The organism is Amycolatopsis sp. NPDC058340 (assembly GCF_042723975.1).
In the GTDB taxonomy this organism is placed as follows: Bacteria; Actinomycetota; Actinomycetes; order Mycobacteriales; family Pseudonocardiaceae; genus Amycolatopsis.
The window spans coordinates 119,492-137,823 of record NZ_JBHXIB010000015.1 but is presented as its reverse complement, the minus strand read 5'-3'; the positions used below and the strand labels follow the sequence as shown (position 1 = coordinate 137,823).

Below are 18,332 nucleotides of genomic sequence, written 5' to 3'. Positions count from 1 at the left end.
CCTCTGGACAAACCTGGCTCCCGGAAAGGTCAGGAAAGAAGGAATGAGGTCTGGGGGTTGCGGTTATCCCTGTGCCGGGAGCTGGCTGATGGCGCGGTCACTGAGTGCGCCGGAGTACATGCGCACATCGCGTATCGCACCACGGAACGGATCGACGTCTCGGCCGACCCACACGCCGCCGCCGATCATCACCTCACCGGTGCCGTTCCATCCGGTCACGCCACCGAGCCTGCCGGCGAACCGGCCGTTGAGATAGATCCGGGCTTCCTTCGCTGCGAGGTCGTAGACCCCGGTGAGATGGACCCACTGCTGCGCCGACACTTCGTCCTCGGCGGGGATCCACCAACCACCTTCGCGATCGGCTCCCAGTGACATCAAGAAGTTCCATTTCTTGACCTCTGACCGGTACTGCAGCATGAACGGGGAGAACTTGCTGTCGCGCAGACTGACCGCGGTGCGCGGCGCGCCATCGGCTTCGTCCAGACGCACCCAGGCGGACACGGTGTACGACCGGTCGGTCCGCAACGTCGGCCTCGGCCCGGTCACGGCCCCGTATTCGGTGCCGTAGCCTCCGGTGAACCGCGCGGCGGGATAGCCGTCGGCCTCCGTCCAGCCAGCCGTCCCGCTGAACTTCGCTTCCTGGCCGGTCAACGCTTCCTTGGTGACGGCTCCGGTTCCTTCGGCAACCGGATAGTGCGCACGAAGGACGGCCTGGTTCGCCAGCGCCGCGGCCTCACTCGGCACCAGAACACGTTGATAGACGCGAACATCGTCCACGGCTCCGGGGAAGTAGTCGACCGTCCCCCCGTTCCAGAGCGCCGCCCCGACCTGGAGGTCACCGGTCGCGGCCCAGGTGCTGGTGTAGGCGATCTCCCCGCTCAGCGCGCCGTCGACATAGATCCGCAGCTTGCCCGCGCCCTGGTCGTACACCCCGGTCAGGTGTGTCCACACGCCTGTCTGCACCGCTGTCGCGGACAGCGCGCGTGCGTGCGTCGCACCGCCACCGTCCACATCGGAACTGAACATGGCCAGCGACCACTTGCCGTCCGGCGACGCCTGCAGCTGGAACGCGCTGGTTCGCTTCCCGTCTTCGGATACCGCCGCGGGCCAGCCGCCGACCTGGTCCAGCCGGACCCACGCCGACACCGAGAAACTCTTCGATGTGTCGACCACAGGGCCGGCGTGATGCAGGCGTTTGCCCGAACCGAGAACCGCGGTCTTGCCGAGATAACCTTCCGCCGTGGTGTCGACGCCGCCCACGTTCGCCAACGTGCGCCCGTTTCCGCTGGCGTCGGCGAGGTCGCCGTCCAGCTTCCAGTGTCCGTTCAGGTTTCCTGTCAGCGGATCGCCAGCACGGACATAGACCGGGTACTTGATGATCGGTGAGAGGTTCCCCGCTCGGTCGACTGAGCGGGCGAACACCGTCTGGGGTCCGTCGGTCGTAGGGGTCCAGCGAAAGACCCCGCTACCTCCTAGCGTGTCCGCATTGACCGGAGTCTTCGGGTCGTCGTTCTGCTGATCGGTCACAGACCAGAGGAAACGCCGCACGTCGGCCGAGCCGTTGGCGGAGATCGTGAACGCTCCCGTCTGGCCGATCCCGCCTGCCTGGGTGCTACCGCCCCCGGGATAGTCCTCCGACGTGATCACCGGCTCGCCAGGTGGGGTTTTGTCGACCGCGAACTCGCAGTTCCCCACCCACACGGACGAGCTGCCACCGTCGCTGGCGTACATCGACCAGTTGTAGACGCCCTCATCGGTGATCTTCCCGGTCGGGACCGTCACTTCCGCGAACGAACCGGACGGGACGTTCCCGATCGTGGTCCACCACACCTCGCTGCTCGCCCCGAGCTTTCCCTTGTGCAACGAGAAACGCGCGGTCAACATGCCACCGTCCGGATCGGCTACCCGCCCGCGCAGCCGAGGCGTCGGGGTGAACACGAACGGCCTCGCGTCGCCCGAAGCGCACGGGATCTGGCCGCCCTCCATCCCCAGATCCGCAGGCAAGCCCGGGACCGAGTTGTAGACCACCTCGAGCACCGGATCGAGAGCGAATCGGCGCCAGTCGTTTTCCGCGCCTTCGTTCGCCGCCTTGAGCAGGAAGACCATGTTGGTCCAGCCGCCATTCGCGGCATCCCGCATCGTCCCGTCGATCACGACCTCGGCGGCGCCCGCGGTCGGGCAGTACTTCGCATTGTTCGACGTGGCGATACCGCCCAAGCTCCCGCCGAAGCTCGGCTGATTCGCCCAGGTCGTGCCCCAATCCAGGCCACTGGCGAGGCGCAGTTCCGTCGCCCCGCCGTTACAGGACCACGAGTGGATCACCCGCGGACGGACCTTCGCACGATGGATCACCTTGCCACGCAAGGCCGAAACATTGAAATTGAAGTACGACCGCGAGACGTAACCGCTCTGATAGCCCGCCTTCAGATCTCCCAGCGCACCGTCAGTGCGGTTGAAGTTGTGCTCGTTCGGCCATGCGCTCTGCACCACCGCGTGGCTCTGTTTGGCCTCGTCCCACCAGTACTCCGGGTCGATGATGATCGGATACACCCTCGCCGGATCACTCAAGAACCCGGTATCCGGGCGAACGATCGTCGTGTCCTTGGTGACCTCGACGTCCATTGTCGCCACCGCGGACTTACCCGGAACCGGACTCACGGCCGCGCTCGACCGAGCCGCGACCGCCGCTCCCCCGCCACTGGAGTCCCACATCTTCGACGCGTTCCCACCGAACACCGTCCGCCCGGCGCTGTCGACCGCCTCGATCCCACCGGTACTGGTCTTCCGCGGCGTCACCCCGCGCGCATGGTTCCGAAAGGAAATCGCCTTCAACCGCGGGTTCGCCGCCGCTTCAGGCGTCTTCACCACCAACAGCTGGCTAAAGCCCTTCGCCGTCGCAGTCACGGTCAAATCGACCCCGGGCAACACCTCGGCATAGGTGGCGACAGGGCCGTTCAGCCTAGGAGCGGGCAGGGGTCCTTCCCATCCGATGCCGATCTCGCTGCCGTTCTTGGCCGCGGTGGCCAGTAGCTCGCCCTCGCCGCCATCGGCTACGCGCACATCGACGATCGCCGCCTTCGGGCCGATGGTGCCGTCAGGGCGCGCGACCATCGTGAGGTCTATCGGAACCCACGCATCACCGCGCCGCACCCGTTGAGGATCGAAGCTCTCCCGGCGGGTCACCGTGCCATCCGGATTGGCGAAAACCTCGGCGTACTCGGTGGTTTCCGCAGGCACCACCACCGATTTACCGGAATTCTCCGCCGCGGCCAACGCCGCGACCACCGCAGGCGTCTCGCCCGACACCGCGCCGGGCTCCGCAGCCACCGACACCCCGGAAGCGCCAACGACGAACGTCAGCGCCAAAGCCACCGCACCCAAGGCACGCCGAGCAGAGCGCACGACTTCCTCCCCAAAGTCCCACACGAAGCAAGAAGAACGTCCCGCTCTCAACTGGCAGGTAGGCACTCCCTCGCAATGATCGGACGAATAAGTATCAACGCCGACCAGACCAGTCAAAACAAGATAGAACGCAGTCTTGTTAATTATCAACACCAGTCTGCGGTCAACGCTGATCGAGATGGCCACCTCCCTGTCTCACGTGCACTTTCGAGCCATGACAAGGAGGCTCGAAATGGACAACTACACGCGTTAGCCGATCTTGCTGTGAGTAACACAACAATCACTCACCATCGGACCACTGGTTCATTTGGTACTAGTGCGCCGCCCTGAACAAAAGCCACCGGGCACTCCCATGCCTCTACCTCACCAGCGCACGAGGGCTGACGAGGATCGGCGAATCGCCAAAGCCACTCAGATGGCCCAGCAACCGTGATGAACCGTGCCCGACAATCCACTGCCTCGGCCGACGAGAAGGCCTCAGCACGTAGCCTCTACGACAGGTGCCGCAACCTAGCCATGCCCACAGAGGCGTAGAACCAAAGCCCCATCGCGTTACTCACCCGGCGGCCCGCTCCGGCTGTTGCGAAAATCAGAGGACGCAGGTCAGCTCATCGCACACCGATTCGTCCCTGATCTTCTTGGCCAGGTCGAGGTACGGACCACCTGCGCGCATGCGGGGAGCACGTCGTCATCTATGTTGAAACCGAATCGGCCATCGGATCACCCCAGCGCGTGCAGGTCAGCGCCTGCTCGGACCTGACTGGCTGGGCGTGTGTCAGGAGCTCAAGTCTCGTTAATGTCTGCTGTAGTGGGTCTCGCAGTCAGGGTTCGGGCATTCAGCAGCGTTCCGCGCGTTCCAGGCTGCACGCATCTAGTCATACCGCCGGGTGAACTGGGCATCCCGTCGCGCGCTCCACGCCGACGGGGCCCAGGCAGCGGCGGAGGAAAGGCGACGGTCCATCCGTACCGATGACCGGCGGTACGGATGCCCATGCCGATGGCCGAGGACAGGGACAGGTCCAGTGGACGGCACGCATGTGCGGCGGCGGTTGACGAGGCACGCACAGCAACGGACCCATGATGTCATCGCTGAGCAGGTCGTGGCCGACTGTTTGATCACCATGGACGATTGAAGAACCGTCGCAATATCGAGCGACTGCAACGGTTCGCCGATAGCGTACGCGGAACACCAGAAGCCAGAATTCCACCGCTAGCGGCGACCGCAGTCAAGTTCAAAGCCAATGAAACCGTTTTCCGCATGCAGTGGCTACTATGGAGAATAGGCTTCCAACCGAGGAGAACTGTTTCGGATATTCCGGATTGCCAGCTACTGACTGTCCCAACTCGAAGATCATGGTCGTCAATCCTCTTGCCGTTCAAATACCCTGAACTCTCACACCAATTTTCCTGGAGCAGGTCTGGAGCACAGCGTCGATCACAACTGCCCCCACCGACGCCGAACCACATCGGTCAGCCCGCAACTGCACTATCCGACCAGCGGGTTCTCGATAATCGCAGGTCAGCGCCTTGATCGAACCAGACTGGCAGTAAATGGTTCATGCACGCTGTTCTCGCAGTTCAGCGAGCTTCGATCTAAGCGACACCGCGTTCAAGGTCATCCGCCTACCGCTCAAACCGGCTGCCCGAGAGCAGCACACTGAGCGCTGGCACAGCCACGATCTTCACGTACCCCACCGAAGACCCGCGTCCAGTCGCGCCCACCCCGGACGCCGGGACCGCCCGACATGACCACACCGGTTCCAAAATGCGCAGTACGAGGGCGAAACCGTTGACGTCACTGGCCTTGTACTCGAGTACACGGATTACCCCCAGCCGACCTACGACCACACTCAGCTTGTCCAGCTGCGGAAGCAAAGAACTCCGAACCTACTGAAGTCCCCACCGCAGCGGTTGTGACGAGCAAACAGAAAGGCTGCTACGCCACCAACCGGCCCCGCAGAGCACACCGGAGCAAACGGAGACATAACGGAGCCCAGCCGCGATCAACGCCAAGGCGAAATTGCCGCCGAAGGAGCAATATCCCCACAGGTCGGCAGCGATGTCGATATGGTGGGCCGGGTCGGGCTCGAACCGACGGCCAAGGGATTATGAGTCCCCTGCTCTAACCAACTGAGCTACCGGCCCCAACGGTGCCCTGACACCTCCGCGGGAGCCGTCCCAGCCCCACCAGTGGGTTTGCGAACGCACAGAAGTCCCAGTTCGCTCCAAGCTATCACAGCGTTCACCTGCCCCGATCGCCTAGGCCGATCAGCTGGTTTCCGGCGCGGGGCAAAGCCGGCTCGTCTAGGTTTCAGGTACCAGCGCCGGGCGGCACGCCGCCCGGGCCCATCGGGCAGGGAGGCGCTCGTGGCGAATCCGGTCGCCATCGGGCTCGGTGTCTTGGTCGTCGTCGGCATCGTGTTGTCACTGAGGGCGAGCATCCGGGTACTGCGGCGAGCCGGTCTCCGGATCGACGCGATCCTGTCCGACGAGCTGGACGACCGGCCGCCGCGGCCCCGGTAGTCGATTACCGGTCCTTTTTGGACGGTCAGCCGCCCAGACCCGAACCACCGCCAGATGGCGCACCGCCCGTCGTGGTCGGATCAGCTGGCGTCGGTGTCGTGGTCGGCTGCGTCGGTGTCGTGGTCGGCGGCATGGTCGTCGACGGCGTGGTCTTCGTCGGGGTCGGGCTGGTCTTCGTCGGGGTCGGGCTGGTCGTCGCCGGCGCCCCGCCATAGGCCGCATAGCTGAACCAGATCGCCCCGCCCACCTTCGGCGTGGTCTGGTCGAACATCGCCCGCACCTTGAACGTGGTCGCCGTGTACGAACCCTGCACCGTGTTCAGCATGTACGCGTTGAACTGCCCCGGCGTGTTCGCCGAGACGACCACCACCGCCGGGACCGCGCCCAGCGCGTGCGTCACGGTGCACATCCCGGCGCCGTCGGTCACGCACGACGTCTCGGCGGCCTGCACGCTCGGCGCCGGTGACGGGCCGACGGCGCCGGACGTCCCGGCGAACACCGTGCCCCCGGCCGCCGCGACGGCCAGCCCCGCCACGGCGAGCGCGGCCTTCTCCCTTGTCCTCATGTTCGTCCTCCCTCGCTCGGAACCCGAAAGCAAGGGTCGCCGCCGGTGCCGCGATCGTTACGCCACCCCGAGCCGTCGCAGCGCCGGCCGCCATCGGTTCCCGCCGGTCGCCAGCCCCAGCGCCACCAGGCCCGCGCAGTACTTGCTCACCGACTGCTCCCGGATCCGCAGTTTCGCCAGCGCCTCGGTGACGCTGTTGCGTTCGGACGCCGACTTCGCCTCCAGCAGCACCAGGTCGTCACCGGCCGCCAGGCTCCGGGTGCCGGAACGCCAGACCAGCGACGTGTCGCAGGTGATCCGCGTGTCGGCGGTGACGAGGGTGGTCCGCCGGTAGTCGGTGACCAGCGCGGGGATCAACGGCCGGGGCGCCGGACGGCCGTAGGCGGCGGTGAGGGCGTCGTCGAGGAACGCCAGAGCGGGCGCGGTCAGGCCGTGCGCCACCTCGGCCGGATGCGGGCGGCGGACCTTGACCGTTTCGTCGCGCCGTCCGCTGACCTTGAGCTCGCAGTAGGTGTCGGCCGAGTCGGTGTAGGTCCGGGTGCGGATCTTGAACCGGCGACGGCGGTCCTGCCGGTGCGCCCGGAAGATCGCCAGGTCCGGCGTGTCGAAATAGGTCGACGAGTAGCCGAACACCCGTTGCGTGCCGATCTCCAGGCAGCGCGGCGACAGCGCGTCGGCGACGGCCAGGAAGTCGTTGAGCGCCAAGACGTATTTGCGATCCGTCCGGCTCATCAGCCCGCTCGTGGCGATGACTTCGGCCAGCGACAGCGAGGGGAGCCTTTTCGCCACCGCCGCGACGGTGGCGGTCCCGCGCCCGCTCACCGGTGCCCCGCCGGGGCGCCGTGGACGACCGCGGCGGCGTCCGGCCGGAACCGGACGTCGACGACGGTGACCTCGCGGACATAGTCCACTTCGGACACTGTGTGCCGCACGACCGTTCCGCCGAGCCGCGCCCGCAGTTCCATCAGCATCGTCTGCTCGTCGGGATACACGGTGTCGAGCACGACCGTGCGCCGCTGCGGGCCGCGAGTGCGCGACGGGTGATCGGCGACGTACATGACGGCGAGCAACAGGACGTTGAAGACGGCGACGATCCGCCAGTCCGCGGACGGCAGCCCGTTCACCAGGCCGAGCACCAGCGCGACGAAGTAGTACGCGACCTCCTGCTGGCTGATCGAGTCGGAGCGCAGCCGGATGATCGACAGCACCCCGAAAAGACCGAGCCCGAGCGCGCTCGCGGTCGACACGGACAGCAGCACGGCGACCGAAACGCAGACGCCGACGTTCAGCGCGAGATAGGCGCAGGCGAGGTCACCACGGTGATGGCGGCGGGCGTAGATACCGTAGGCGAGGATCACGGCGGCGACGAGGTCGACGGTGAGATGAAGCAGTGTCGTGGTCATGGAAACCACTGTGCCGCCCGCGAAAGAGACCGTCGTGAGATCCCGATGAGAACCGTCTCATCAGGACTCACCGAGCCGGTAACCCATCCCCCGCACGGTTTCGATCCGTTCGGCGCCGATCTTCCCGCGCAGATAACGGATGTAGACGTCCACCACGTTCGAGCCGGGATCGAAATCGAAACCCCAGACCCCGCCGAGCAGTTGCTCGCGGGACAGCACCTGGCCGCGGTTGCGCAGCAACGTCTCAAGCAGCGCGAACTCGCGGGCGGTGAGGTCCTTCTCCTCCCCCGCCACCGAAACCCGCCGTGTGCGCAGGTCGAGTGTGAGGTCCCCGGCGCGCAGCACGGCCGGCTCGGCTTCGGGATTCCCCCTCAACCGCAAGCGGATCCGCGCCAGCAGTTCCTCGAACGCGAAGGGTTTCGCCAGATAGTCGTCGGCGCCGCCGGACAACCCGGCGACCCGGTCGACGACGCTGTCCCGCGCGGTCAGGATGATCACCGGCACCGTCCGGCCCGCCGCGCGCAGGGCCCGCAGCAGATCCGAGCCGTCGAGGTCCGGGAGCCCGAGGTCGAGGACGACCAGGTCGTGCGCACCGGTCAGCGCCTCGGTCAGCCCTTCGGAGCCGGTTTTGACCCAGCGGGTCGCGAAACCCTGTGCCCGCAGGCCTTTCTCGACGAAGGCGCCGATCCTGGCGGAGTCCTCCACCACGAGCACACTGGTCACCGGTCCGCACCTTCCACGACGGGGATCTCCATGGTGAACGTCGCGCCTTCGCCGGGCACGGTGTCGAGCAGCACCCGGCCGCCGTGCGCTTCGGCGATCGCGGCGACGATCGCCAGGCCGAGCCCGGCCCCGTCGTCGCCGCTGGAGTTGCTGCCTCGTTTGAACCGTTCGAAGATCCGGCTCCTCGAATCCGGTGGGACCCCCTCGCCGGTGTCACGGACCCAGAGCCGCGCCGTCGTCGCCGTCACCTCGGAGCCGAGGGCGATCTCCTGGCCGGGCGAAGTGTGCCGGACCGCGTTGGAGACCAGCTGCAGCAAGGCCTGCGTGAGCCGCTGGCCGTCCGCGCGGACCCTCGCCTCGGCCACCGCGTCGAGCCGCCAGACCCGGTCGGCCAGCGGCCGGGATTTGGCCAGGGTCTCGACGGTGAGGTCGGCGAGGTCGGTGTCGCCGGGCGCGAGGAAGCCGGGGTTGCCGGATTTCGCGAGCACCAGCAGATCGTCCACGATCCGTTGCATCCGCCCGAGCTCGTCGAGGACGAGACGCCGCGTGGCCGCGTTCTCCTCGGGATCCTCACCCATCAGCTCGAGATGGCCGCGGACGATCGTGATCGGCGTGCGCAGCTCGTGCCCGGCGTCGTCGATGAAGTCGCGCTGCCCGGCGAAGGCGCTTTCGAGCCGGTCCAGCATCGTGTTGAAGGTGCGTCCGAGCGCGGCGACGTCGTCCGAACCCCGCACCTCGATCCGGCGGGAAAGATCGGTTTCGCCGATCTGCTCGGCGGCAAGGCGCACCTCCCGCACCGGCGCGAGGATACGGCCGGCGACCAGCCAGCCGATCAGCCCGGCCAGCACCAGCGCCGCCCCCGACATCGCGGCCATCACGCCGACGACGTCGTTGATCTCGCCCGCGGCGTGGTCGACGAACTCGACGATCACCAGCGCCCCGCGGCCCGGTGAGCCCTCGATGGTCACCGGGACGACGCCGTATCGCGCGGACCCGACCGCGGTGCTGACCGTGCCGTACGCCGGGCTCGTGGCACGGGAGAGTTCGGCGACGAACTTCGGGTCGGTGTCGAGGCGGACCGGCGGGTCGATCGCGCTCCGCCTCGACGCGGCACCGTCGCTGATCGAGAAGAACGTCTCGTACTTCTCGGGCAGATTCCGTTCCAGGTGGCGGCCGAGGACCGCCTCGACGGTGGCGGGCTGCCCGGCCGGGCGGGCGTCCGGCGACGCCAGGAAGGCGCGGAGTTTGCCGGTCTCGTGCGCGATCTCGTTGTCGAGGCGCTGGTCCAGCTGGTTGTGCAGGACGGTCCGGGTGGCCAGCAGCGACCCGGCCAGCGCGAGCAGCACGACCAGCAGGACCCACGCGAGGATCCGGGCGCGGGCGCTCATCGGCCCCGCTCAGTCGTCGAGGTCGAAATGGTCGTCACCGTCGTAGTCATGGTCATGGTCATCATCGAGGTCGTCGTCGTGCCCGGCCAGCCGGGGCGGGACGACGGCGGGCGGGGCACCCGCTTCACCCGGCCCAGTGACGGCCTGCCCGGCCGGGGCGACGACCGCCGGGCCGAGGTCGGGTGGCGAGGCCGCGGTGGCCGCGATGACGGCGAACGTGCCGGTGGCCGCCACCACGACGGCGGCGACCCCGGCCAGGACGATGATTCGGACTCGCATGTCACCCAGGCTGCCCGGCGAGGGTGAGCCGCCGATGAGGGCTCGATGAGAACTTTCTCATCGGCGGGCTCACGCGTGCGCGTGCGGATACTCCGGGGACCGATGCTGGAAGGCCAGGATGTCCGGATTCCGGATCGTGCCGTCGCTGATCTCGATCGCCCGGTCGAGCGTCGGATCGGCGGCCCACGCGGATCGCCCCGCCAGCACCTGCCTCAGATGCGGCAGGAGCGCACCACTGATCTCCCAGGTCGCCGAGTCCCAGAGGTAGGACGGGCTGTGGTCGACGGCGTAGTAGGTGAGGCCGCCGACCTCGAACGTCGGCTCCGTGAACGTCGTCGGCCTGGCCCAGCTGAACCCCATGCCCTCGTCGCAGGAGACGTCGACGACGAGGCTTCCGTGCCGGAACGCGGCGAGGTCTTCCTCGCCGAGGAACGTCAACGGCGCCTTGGTGTCCTGCAGAACGCAGTTGACGACGATGTCGTGCCCGGCGAGGAAATCCGCCAGCGGCACGCGACCGTCCTCGGTGATCGCGTGACTGCGGCGGAGATCCGCCGGGCCCTTCAGGTCGTGGTCGAGATGCACGATGTTCGCCGAGTGGATCGGCGACCCGACCGCGGTGACGCCGCGATGGGTGAGGACGTGCACGTCGTGGATCCCGTGCGCGTTCAACGCCGTCACCGAACCACGCGCCGTCGCGCCGAAGCCGATCACGACCGCGCGGAGACGACGGCCGTAGTCGCCCGTCGAGCCGATCAGCTGAAGCGCGTGCAGCACCGAGCAATAGCCCGCCAGTTCGTTGTTCTTGTGGAAGACGTGCAGATTGAAGGAACCGTCACGGCGCCAATGGTTCATCGCTTCGAAGGCGATGAGGGTCAGCTTCCGGTCGATGGCCAGCTGGGTGAGCTTGTCGTCCTGCACGCAGTGCGGCCAGCCCCACAGGATCTGTCCCGGCCGGAGTTCGGCCAGGTCGTCGGCGAGCGGTTTGGCCAGGAGGATGACGTCGCAGTCCTCGATGAGCCGTTCCCGGGAGCGGAGACCGCCGACGAGCGGCGCCAGTTCCTCGTCCGGGAGGCCGAAGCGGTCGCCGTAGCCGTGCTCGAGATAGATGTTCCGCCGGAGATCGGGGTCGATCCGTTCGAGGTGGCGCGGATGGATCGGGAGCCGCCGCTCGTTTTCTTTGCGCGAGCGGGAAATGACACCGAGAGTGAGCTGGTCCACGTGGGGCCCCTTAATTAGACCTCAGTCTAAGCACAGTGGGCCGCGACGGCACCGTCTAGGTGCGCCGAGTGTCATTTGAACGCCGCCGCGTTCCTCGCCGCCCATTCGGCGAAGGTGCGCCCCGGTCGCCCGAGCACCTTTTCGACGTCGGGGCTGACCCGCAGTTCGTCCTCCGTGGGTGTGCCGAGGATGGAGAGCGTCGCCTCCACGACCACCGGCGGCATGAACTCGGACATCGCGGCGCGGGCCTCGGCTTCGCTCAGTTCGGTGAATCGCAGCGGCTCGCCCAGCGCCTCGCCGAGGTCCGCCGCCTGCCGCCGGGGCGAGATCGGCTCGGGTCCGGTGAGCACGTAGGTCCGGCCGTGGTGCCCGGGTTCCCGAAGCACGGCCGCCGCGACGTCGGCGATGTCGGCCGGGTCGATGACGGGCAGGGCGACGTCGCCGAACGGTGCGGCGACGACCCGATCGGCCCGGATCGACGGCGCCCACTGGAAGGCGTTCGACGCGAAACCGCCCGGCCGCAGCACCGTCCACTCCGGACTCGACGCCTTGACCGCCGCTTCGAACGCGGGCGCGTGCCGCCCGGTCCCGACACCTTGGGAGGACAGGAGCACGATCCGCGCTCCCCCGGCCGCCGCGACGATCTCCGCGACGTCGCCGCCCGCCGCCATGAATTCTCCCGAGGTCAAAAGGAAAATCCGGTCCGCGCCGTCGAAGACCTGCTTCAATCCGTCGGGCCTGGCGAGGTCGGCCCGCACGGTCCGCACGCCCTCGGGCACGTCCGCCGCCGAGATCCGGCGCGACACCGCCGTGACCTCTTCTCCAGCGGCGGCAAGGGTTTCCACCAGCAGCCGTCCCACGTTCCCGGTCGCTCCGGTCACCACGATCATGGTCTCTCCTCGAATCACGTTGCGTTGACGCGACCGAAGCTACCTTCCTGGTGATAGTAGGTACCTAGAGGAAAGTATTGGGTTCGTGAGCGCGATCACAACTTCGAGGACGCGAGTGGCCGCTTAGGGTCGGGTCCATGTCCGAAACCGCACTCGGCCCGCTTCGCGTCCTCGACTTCTCGCGGGTGCTCGCCGGCCCGTTCGCCACCATGCTGCTGGCCGACCTCGGCGCGACGGTGATCAAGGTGGAGCGGCCGGGTACCGGCGACGACACCCGCAGCTGGGGCCCGCCCTACGACGCGGCCGGTCAGGCGACGTACTTCCAGTCGGTGAACCGGAACAAGACGAGCGTGGCACTCGACCTCGGCGATCCGGACGACCTCGCCCAGGCCCGCGCGCTCGCGCTGGAGGCCGACGTCGTGGTCGAGAACTTCCGGCCCGGCGTGATGGAACGTCTCGGCCTCGGCCCGGAGGCGTTGCTGGCGGCGAACCCAGGTCTCGTCCTTTGCTCCGTCACCGGTTTCGGCTCCGGCGGCGGCGCCGCGCTGCCCGGTTACGACCTGCTCATCCAGGCCGTCGGCGGACTGATGAGCATCACCGGCGACCCGGCGGGCGAGCCGCAGAAGGTCGGGGTCGCGCTCGTCGACGTCCTGGCCGGGCTGTTCGCGAGCGTCGGCATCCTCGCCGCCCTGCGCCACCGCGACCGCACCGGGCAGGGGCAGCGCGTCGAGATCGATCTGCTGTCCAGTCTGCTCGCCGCCTTGGTCAACCAGGGCAGCGCCTACACCTCCGGCGGGACCGTCCCGGCGCGGATGGGCAACCGGCATCCCAGCATCGCCCCTTACGAACTCGTCCCCTGCGCCGATCACGAACTCGCGCTCGCCGTCGGCAACGACCGGCAGTTCGCGGCGCTGTGCGAGGTCATCGGCCTGCCGGGACTCGCGGAGGACAGCCGGTTCGCGACCAATCCGGCGCGGGTCGCGAACCGGGGCGCACTCCGCGCGCTGCTCGAAGACCATTTGGGCAAGCGCCCCGCGGCCGAGTGGGCGGCGGAGCTGAGCGCGGCGGGCGTGCCGGCCGGGGAGGTCAACGACGTCGCGGGCGCTTTCGCGCTGGCCGAACGGCTCGGCCTGGCCCCGACGGTCGATCTCCCGCGGCCCGACGGCACCTCCGTGCGGCTGACCCGTAACCCGATCGGGTTGTCGGCGACACCACCGCGCTACGAGACGGCGCCACCGGACGTGCCCGGGCAACTCGCCCTTCCCTTGCCGGGGTGGAGCTGACGGGGAGCGGTCAGCGGGCTGTCAGCGCTTCGTCAACGCCGGCCGCGAACCTCCTGCCATGACGAACAGGACAGTCCTCATCTCCGGCGCGAGCATCGCCGGTCCCGCGCTCGCCTTCTGGCTCTCCCGCCAGGGCTACGCGGTCACCGTCGTCGAACGGTCGCCGGAACTCCGTCCCGGCGGCCAGGCGGTCGACTTCAAGGGCGCCACCCACCTCGCCGTGCTCGAGCGGATGGGCATCCTCGACGAGATCCACCGGCACCGGACCGGCGGGCTCGACCAGACCATCGTCGACGCCGAGGGACGGCCGCTCGCCGTCCTGCCCGGCGAATTCACCGGTGGCGACGTCGAGATCCGGCGCGGCGATCTGGCCCGGATCCTGTACGACCGGACCTCGTCGGACTGCGAGTACGTCTTCGGCGACTCGATCACTTCGCTGACCGAGACCCCCGACGGCGTCGACGTCACCTTCGAGCGCGAAGCCCCCAGGCGGTTCGACCTCGTCTTCGGCGCGGACGGCATCCACTCCACCGTGCGACGGCTGGCGTTCGGCCCGGAGGACGGCTACGTGGAGCACCTCGGCCACTACTACGCCCTGGTCGAGACCGACGAAGCCGACGGCGGCCCGGCGGTGATGTACAACGAGCCCGGCCGGATGGCCGCCACCGGCGGGCCCAAGGCGACCGCGTTCTTCGTGTTCGCCTCCCCCGAGATCGGCTATGACCGCTACGACATCGCGCGGCAGAAGGAGATCCTGGCCGCCGCGTTCGACGGCGCCGGCTGGCGGCTGCCCGAACTGATGGAGATGGTGAAGCGCTCGGACGACGTCTACCTGGACTCGATCGCCCGGGTGAAAATGGACGGCTACTCCACCGGACGCGTCGCGCTCCTCGGCGACGCGGCGTACGGCAACACGCTGGGCGGCTTCGGCACCGGGCTCGCCGTCGTGGCCGCCTATGTCATCGCGGGTGAACTCGCCGCCGCGGACGGCGACCACGAGCTCGCCTTCCGCCGGTACGACGAGAAGTTCTCGGACTACGCCAAGGTCGCCCGCAACGCCAACGCCGGATCGTTCCTCGCGCCGCCCACGAAGCTGCGGATCAAACTGCGCGATCAGATGTTCAAGCGACGGTTGCTGCTGCGCGGGATGCTGTGGGTGACCGACAAGTTCGCCACCGACATCACCCTCGACGAGTACCCCGCGCTCACCCGTCAGGGGTGATTCAGAGCGGGGGCGCGGCACCGGGTCCGCGCCCTTCCCCGGCGCCGTGTTCGGCGACCTGGAGCAGCAGGCCCGCGGCCACCCGCACGATCTCCCGTTCCGCGGGGGTCAGCGTTTCGGCGAGGGCCCCGGCCAGCCAGCGGTTGCCGTCGCGGACGTGTGTGCGAAGGGCTTCGCGGCCCTCGTCGGTGATCGCGATCCGCTGAGCCCGCCGGTCGTGCTCGTCGGGACGCCGGGCCACGCGGCCTTCCGATTCGAGCGCGTTGAGCACCCTGGTCAGGGACTGCGGCCGCAATCCCTCGATCGCGGCGAGCGCGCCGACGGTCAGCGGCCCGCTGTGCCGCAGGTTCGCCAGCACCGACGAAGCCAGCCTGCTCAAGCTCCGCTCGTCACCGGGCTGCTCGGCCCTGAGTCGGGACGACAACCGCGACACGGCCCAGCGCACCGACTCCGCGGTCTGCGTGGCTTCACTCATGGTACAACGCTAACACTTGGCAATTGGGCGACTCGGGGCGCGATGGCCGCCCACGCACTGGTGCGCGCAAGCGGAGTTGCCAAAGCCACTTTCGCAACCCTCCCGGGGCGAGGTACAGCAACCCACCCTCACGGAAATCAGCAAGCGTATGCTTCATATATGACCCCGAGTCCGTGGCGTGTGTTCTGGGGACTGCTGGAACACGATCTGCTCGTCACCCGGAAGCAGCTCGGCGGGGTACTGGCGCAGGTGCTCATGCAACCCCTGCTGATGCTCCTGGTGTTCGGAAAGGTCCTCGGCGCGCTCGGCTACACCCCGCCGGGCTACGCGCGGCTGCTCCTGCCCGGGCTCGTCGCGCTGAACGCGTTCTTCGCCGCCGCGCAGAACGCGTCCTTCCCGCTGGCGATGGAGTTCGCCACCAGCACCATCGAGAACAGGCTGCGCGCTCCCGTGCCGCTCGCCTGGATCGTCGTCGAGCGGATCTTCGCCGCGGCGTCGCGGGGCCTGGTCACGGCGGTCCTCATGGTCCCGGTCGGCGCGCTCGTGCTCGGCGGGCTGTCCTGGCGGGCGGCCGGTCTCCCGGCGGCGTTCGGCTACACCGTGCTCGGCGCGCTGGCCGGCGGCGCGGCCGGGGTGACGATCGGCTCACTCGTCTCCCCTGCCCGGATCGGGATCACCTTCTCGCTGGTGATGCCGCCGTTGCTGTTCACCGGCTCCGCCCAGTTCCCGTTCCCCGGGCTCACCGCCGTCCCCTGGTTCCGCGCCCTGTGCGCGCTGAACCCGATGACCTATGTCAGCGAGGGCCTGCGCGGCGCGCTGACCCCGGAGATCGCCCATCTGCCCGCGTGGCTCTGCGCGCTCGCGCTGGTCCTCGCGCTGGTCGTGCTCACCCCCGCGGGTCTCCGGGCGTTCCGCCGCCGGGCGATCACCTGACTTCGGCGTGCGCGATCCGCGTCACCGTGGTCGGCTGGACGAAGTTTCCCGCGTGACGTTTCCGGGGAAGCGGTGTCTTAAGGATGACCACCTGCCCGGGTGGGGTGAAGGGAGCTTCGGCATGACGGCGCTGCACAGGTGCGCTCGATGACGACTTCGGCGAGAACCGAGCCACTCGCGGCCGGCGAAACGGTGCTGGACGACGCGACGCTGGTGGCGCGCGCCCGCGACGGCGAGATCCGCGCGTACGAGCAGCTCGTCCTGCGGTTCCAGGGGCCGATGTACCGGCTGGCGCTGCGGATGCTGGGGAACAAAGGCGACGCCGAGGACGTCGTCCAGGAGGTGTTCCTCGTCGCCTGGCGGCGGCTCGGGCAGCTGCAGGAGGACGCGGCGTTCGTCGGCTGGCTCTACCGGATGACGACCAACCGGTGCCTGAACGTGATCCGTGCCAGGAAGCCGGTGGCCGACGTCGAGCTGGACCAGCAGGAGTCCACCGGTTCGTCGGGGCGGCCGGATCGCGCGGCCGAGACGAGCGCGCAGATGGCGGCGCTGACCGGGGCACTCGACCAGCTGACCGCCGAGCAACGGGCCTGCTGGCTGTTGCGCGAGGTCCACGGGCGCTCCTACGAGGAGATCGCGAAGGCGATCGGGGCGACCACCACCGCGGTGCGGGGACGCATCGCGCGAGCACGAGCACAGTTGGCGGAGGTGATGGCGCCATGGCGATGAACCACGCGACCCGCGACTACCTGCTGCCGTGCGGCCGTGATGTGGAACAGGTCTGGGAACGGCTCGACGAGGTCGACGCCGGCCGGGCGGACGCGCACGAACTCGACTGCCCGCACTGCCGGGCGACCCGCGAGAGTCTTCTGGTGCTGCGCGGGCTGACCAGGGAACTGACCGAAGACGACGCCGAGCCGTCGCCGGATCTCACCAGCCGCATCATGTCCGCGATCCGCGCCGAGGTGCGGCGTCGCGATCTGGTGCCGCTGGCGAGCCCGGAACCGGGCGAGGTCCAGGTGAGCGATCAGGCGGTCGCGGCCGTGCTGCGGTTCGCCGCGGACTCCGTCGACGGCGTCCGCGCTCGGCGCTGCCGGGTCCTGCCCGCACCGGACACCATCGACCCGCTGGCCGTGAACGTGGAGCTGAACCTGGCGATCGCGCATGATTTCGACCGTGACTCGCTGGACGTCGTCCGCGAGCGGGTCACGGCGGCGGCGGGGGCCAGGGTCGGTCTCCGCCTGGCCCGGCTCGACCTGGTGGTGGAGGACCTCTATGACGCGTGAGCAGGCACCGGCCCGGCAACTGGTCGAGACGGTGATCGCCCCGCCGGTGATCGCGGCGATCGCCGCGCACGCGGCGGCCCGGGTCCCCGGCGTGGTCCGCCTGGAACCCGGGCTGCGCGGGCTGGCAGGCTCGCTGACCCGGATCGCGCGGCAGCGGATCAAGGGCCTCGAACCGGCGCCCACGGAAGGCGTCCGCGCGTTCGTCGAGCACGACCCGCCGGACGTGCGGGTGGAGATCGACCTTTCGCTCTCCGGCCTCGACCAGGCCGCCGCGACCGCGCAGGCGGTGCAGCGGGCCGTGGGCAAAGCGGTCACCGAGGCGACCGGGCTCACCCCGTCGGCCGTCTCGGTGTCCATTTTGGACATCGAAATCCGTGGAGGACTGTTGTGACCGCACGTTCCGAACTGACCGCTTCACTGCTCAGCACCCTCCGCGGGATACCGGGGCTGCGCGCGGCCACGCCGTCCACCACGGCCGCCGCGTCGGCGGTGCCGTGGGATCTCGACGTGATGGCCGTCGACATCTCCGAGCACGTCGTCGAGATCCGCGTCGTCGCGCTGGAGGTGCCGATCCCGCCGCTCACGGAAGCCGCCGGGGCCGCTTTGCGCGCCGTGCTGACCGGAACCCCTTGGGAGAACGCGAGCCTGCGGCTCGTGGTGACCGATGTGGACGCCGCCGCACTCGTTCCCTGACACGAAGATCGCGGTGGCCGCGCCCGAAGGCGTGACCACCGCGATCCTG

The 18,332-nt window shown here is 68.6% G+C and carries 18 protein-coding genes and 1 tRNA gene; 8 read left to right on the top strand and 11 right to left on the bottom strand.

Annotated features, from left to right (window positions below; all coding sequences use genetic code 11):
• Positions 1-63: 63 nt before the first annotated feature.
• Together ACFWIW_RS19725 and ACFWIW_RS19720 are read right to left on the bottom strand one after the other, a co-directional pair.
• A complete protein-coding gene (locus ACFWIW_RS19725) occupies positions 64-3,588 on the bottom strand; it encodes a LamG-like jellyroll fold domain-containing protein (RefSeq protein ID WP_378369740.1) in 3,525 nt (1,174 codons plus the stop codon).
• Between the two features lie 1,882 nt (positions 3,589-5,470).
• A tRNA-Ile gene (locus ACFWIW_RS19720) sits at positions 5,471-5,547 on the bottom strand.
• Positions 5,548-5,769: 222 nt separating this feature from the next.
• On the opposite strand from ACFWIW_RS19720, the gene ACFWIW_RS19715 reads away from it, so the two are divergent.
• Complete coding sequence (locus ACFWIW_RS19715; RefSeq protein WP_378369739.1) at positions 5,770-5,925, top strand: hypothetical protein; 156 nt, start codon at positions 5,770-5,772, stop codon at positions 5,923-5,925.
• Positions 5,926-5,950: 25 nt separating this feature from the next.
• Here the strand turns inward: ACFWIW_RS19715 and ACFWIW_RS19710 are convergent, their stop codons facing one another.
• From ACFWIW_RS19710 to ACFWIW_RS19675, 8 genes are all read right to left on the bottom strand, one after another.
• Positions 5,951-6,490, bottom strand: coding sequence for a hypothetical protein (locus ACFWIW_RS19710; RefSeq protein ID WP_378369738.1), 540 nt, complete (start codon positions 6,488-6,490; stop codon positions 5,951-5,953).
• 57 nt (positions 6,491-6,547) lie between these two features.
• Positions 6,548-7,279, bottom strand: a complete 732-nt coding sequence (locus ACFWIW_RS19705) for a polyphosphate polymerase domain-containing protein (protein ID WP_378369737.1) — start codon at positions 7,277-7,279, stop codon at positions 6,548-6,550.
• A gap of 29 nt (positions 7,280-7,308) precedes the next feature.
• Positions 7,309-7,893, bottom strand: a complete 585-nt coding sequence (locus ACFWIW_RS19700) for a DUF4956 domain-containing protein (protein WP_378369736.1) — start codon at positions 7,891-7,893, stop codon at positions 7,309-7,311.
• A 60-nt stretch (positions 7,894-7,953) separates the two neighbouring features.
• The gene (locus ACFWIW_RS19695; RefSeq protein ID WP_378369735.1) at positions 7,954-8,616 is read right to left on the bottom strand and encodes a response regulator transcription factor; all 663 of its coding nucleotides are present in this window, start codon (positions 8,614-8,616) and stop codon (positions 7,954-7,956) included.
• Entirely contained in the window at positions 8,613-10,004 is a 1,392-nt protein-coding gene (locus ACFWIW_RS19690) for a sensor histidine kinase (protein ID WP_378369734.1), read from the bottom strand. Before ACFWIW_RS19690 ends, ACFWIW_RS19695 begins: the two co-directional genes overlap by 4 nt.
• A 9-nt stretch (positions 10,005-10,013) precedes the next feature.
• Positions 10,014-10,283, bottom strand: coding sequence for a hypothetical protein (locus tag ACFWIW_RS19685; protein WP_378369733.1), 270 nt, complete (start codon positions 10,281-10,283; stop codon positions 10,014-10,016).
• A gap of 69 nt (positions 10,284-10,352) precedes the next feature.
• Positions 10,353-11,501 (bottom strand): N(5)-(carboxyethyl)ornithine synthase, encoded by a 1,149-nt coding sequence (locus ACFWIW_RS19680; RefSeq protein ID WP_378369732.1) that lies wholly within the window; start codon positions 11,499-11,501, stop codon positions 10,353-10,355.
• Between the two features lie 71 nt (positions 11,502-11,572).
• Positions 11,573-12,391 (bottom strand): NAD(P)H-binding protein, encoded by an 819-nt coding sequence (locus ACFWIW_RS19675; RefSeq protein ID WP_378369731.1) that lies wholly within the window; start codon positions 12,389-12,391, stop codon positions 11,573-11,575.
• 137 nt (positions 12,392-12,528) lie between these two features.
• On the opposite strand from ACFWIW_RS19675, the gene ACFWIW_RS19670 reads away from it, so the two are divergent.
• Together ACFWIW_RS19670 and ACFWIW_RS19665 are read left to right on the top strand one after the other, a co-directional pair.
• Entirely contained in the window at positions 12,529-13,674 is a 1,146-nt protein-coding gene (locus tag ACFWIW_RS19670; RefSeq protein WP_378369730.1) for a CaiB/BaiF CoA transferase family protein, read from the top strand.
• Positions 13,675-13,732: 58 nt separating this feature from the next.
• Complete coding sequence (locus tag ACFWIW_RS19665) at positions 13,733-14,896, top strand: FAD-dependent monooxygenase (RefSeq protein WP_378369729.1); 1,164 nt, start codon at positions 13,733-13,735, stop codon at positions 14,894-14,896.
• A gap of 1 nt (position 14,897) precedes the next feature.
• Here ACFWIW_RS19665 and ACFWIW_RS19660 read toward each other — a convergent pair whose 3' ends face one another.
• Entirely contained in the window at positions 14,898-15,371 is a 474-nt protein-coding gene (locus ACFWIW_RS19660) for a MarR family winged helix-turn-helix transcriptional regulator (RefSeq protein WP_378369728.1), read from the bottom strand.
• A 159-nt stretch (positions 15,372-15,530) separates the two neighbouring features.
• Here ACFWIW_RS19660 and ACFWIW_RS19655 point away from each other — a divergent pair, with 159 nt between their 5' ends.
• From ACFWIW_RS19655 to ACFWIW_RS19635, 5 genes are all read left to right on the top strand, one after another.
• Positions 15,531-16,304, top strand: a complete 774-nt coding sequence (locus tag ACFWIW_RS19655; protein ID WP_378369727.1) for an ABC transporter permease — start codon at positions 15,531-15,533, stop codon at positions 16,302-16,304.
• Between the two features lie 147 nt (positions 16,305-16,451).
• Complete coding sequence (locus ACFWIW_RS19650) at positions 16,452-17,033, top strand: RNA polymerase sigma factor (protein WP_378369726.1); 582 nt, start codon at positions 16,452-16,454, stop codon at positions 17,031-17,033.
• Positions 17,024-17,590 carry an Asp23/Gls24 family envelope stress response protein gene (locus ACFWIW_RS19645; RefSeq protein ID WP_378369725.1) on the top strand — a complete coding sequence of 189 codons (567 nt, stop codon included), beginning with the start codon at positions 17,024-17,026 and terminating at the stop codon, positions 17,588-17,590. Before ACFWIW_RS19650 ends, ACFWIW_RS19645 begins: the two co-directional genes overlap by 10 nt.
• Entirely contained in the window at positions 17,580-17,981 is a 402-nt protein-coding gene (locus tag ACFWIW_RS19640) for an Asp23/Gls24 family envelope stress response protein (RefSeq protein ID WP_378369724.1), read from the top strand. Before ACFWIW_RS19645 ends, ACFWIW_RS19640 begins: the two co-directional genes overlap by 11 nt.
• On the top strand, positions 17,978-18,283 hold the full coding sequence (locus ACFWIW_RS19635) for a hypothetical protein (RefSeq protein WP_378369723.1): 306 nt from the start codon (positions 17,978-17,980) through the stop codon (positions 18,281-18,283). Before ACFWIW_RS19640 ends, ACFWIW_RS19635 begins: the two co-directional genes overlap by 4 nt.
• Positions 18,284-18,332: the final 49 nt, after the last annotated feature.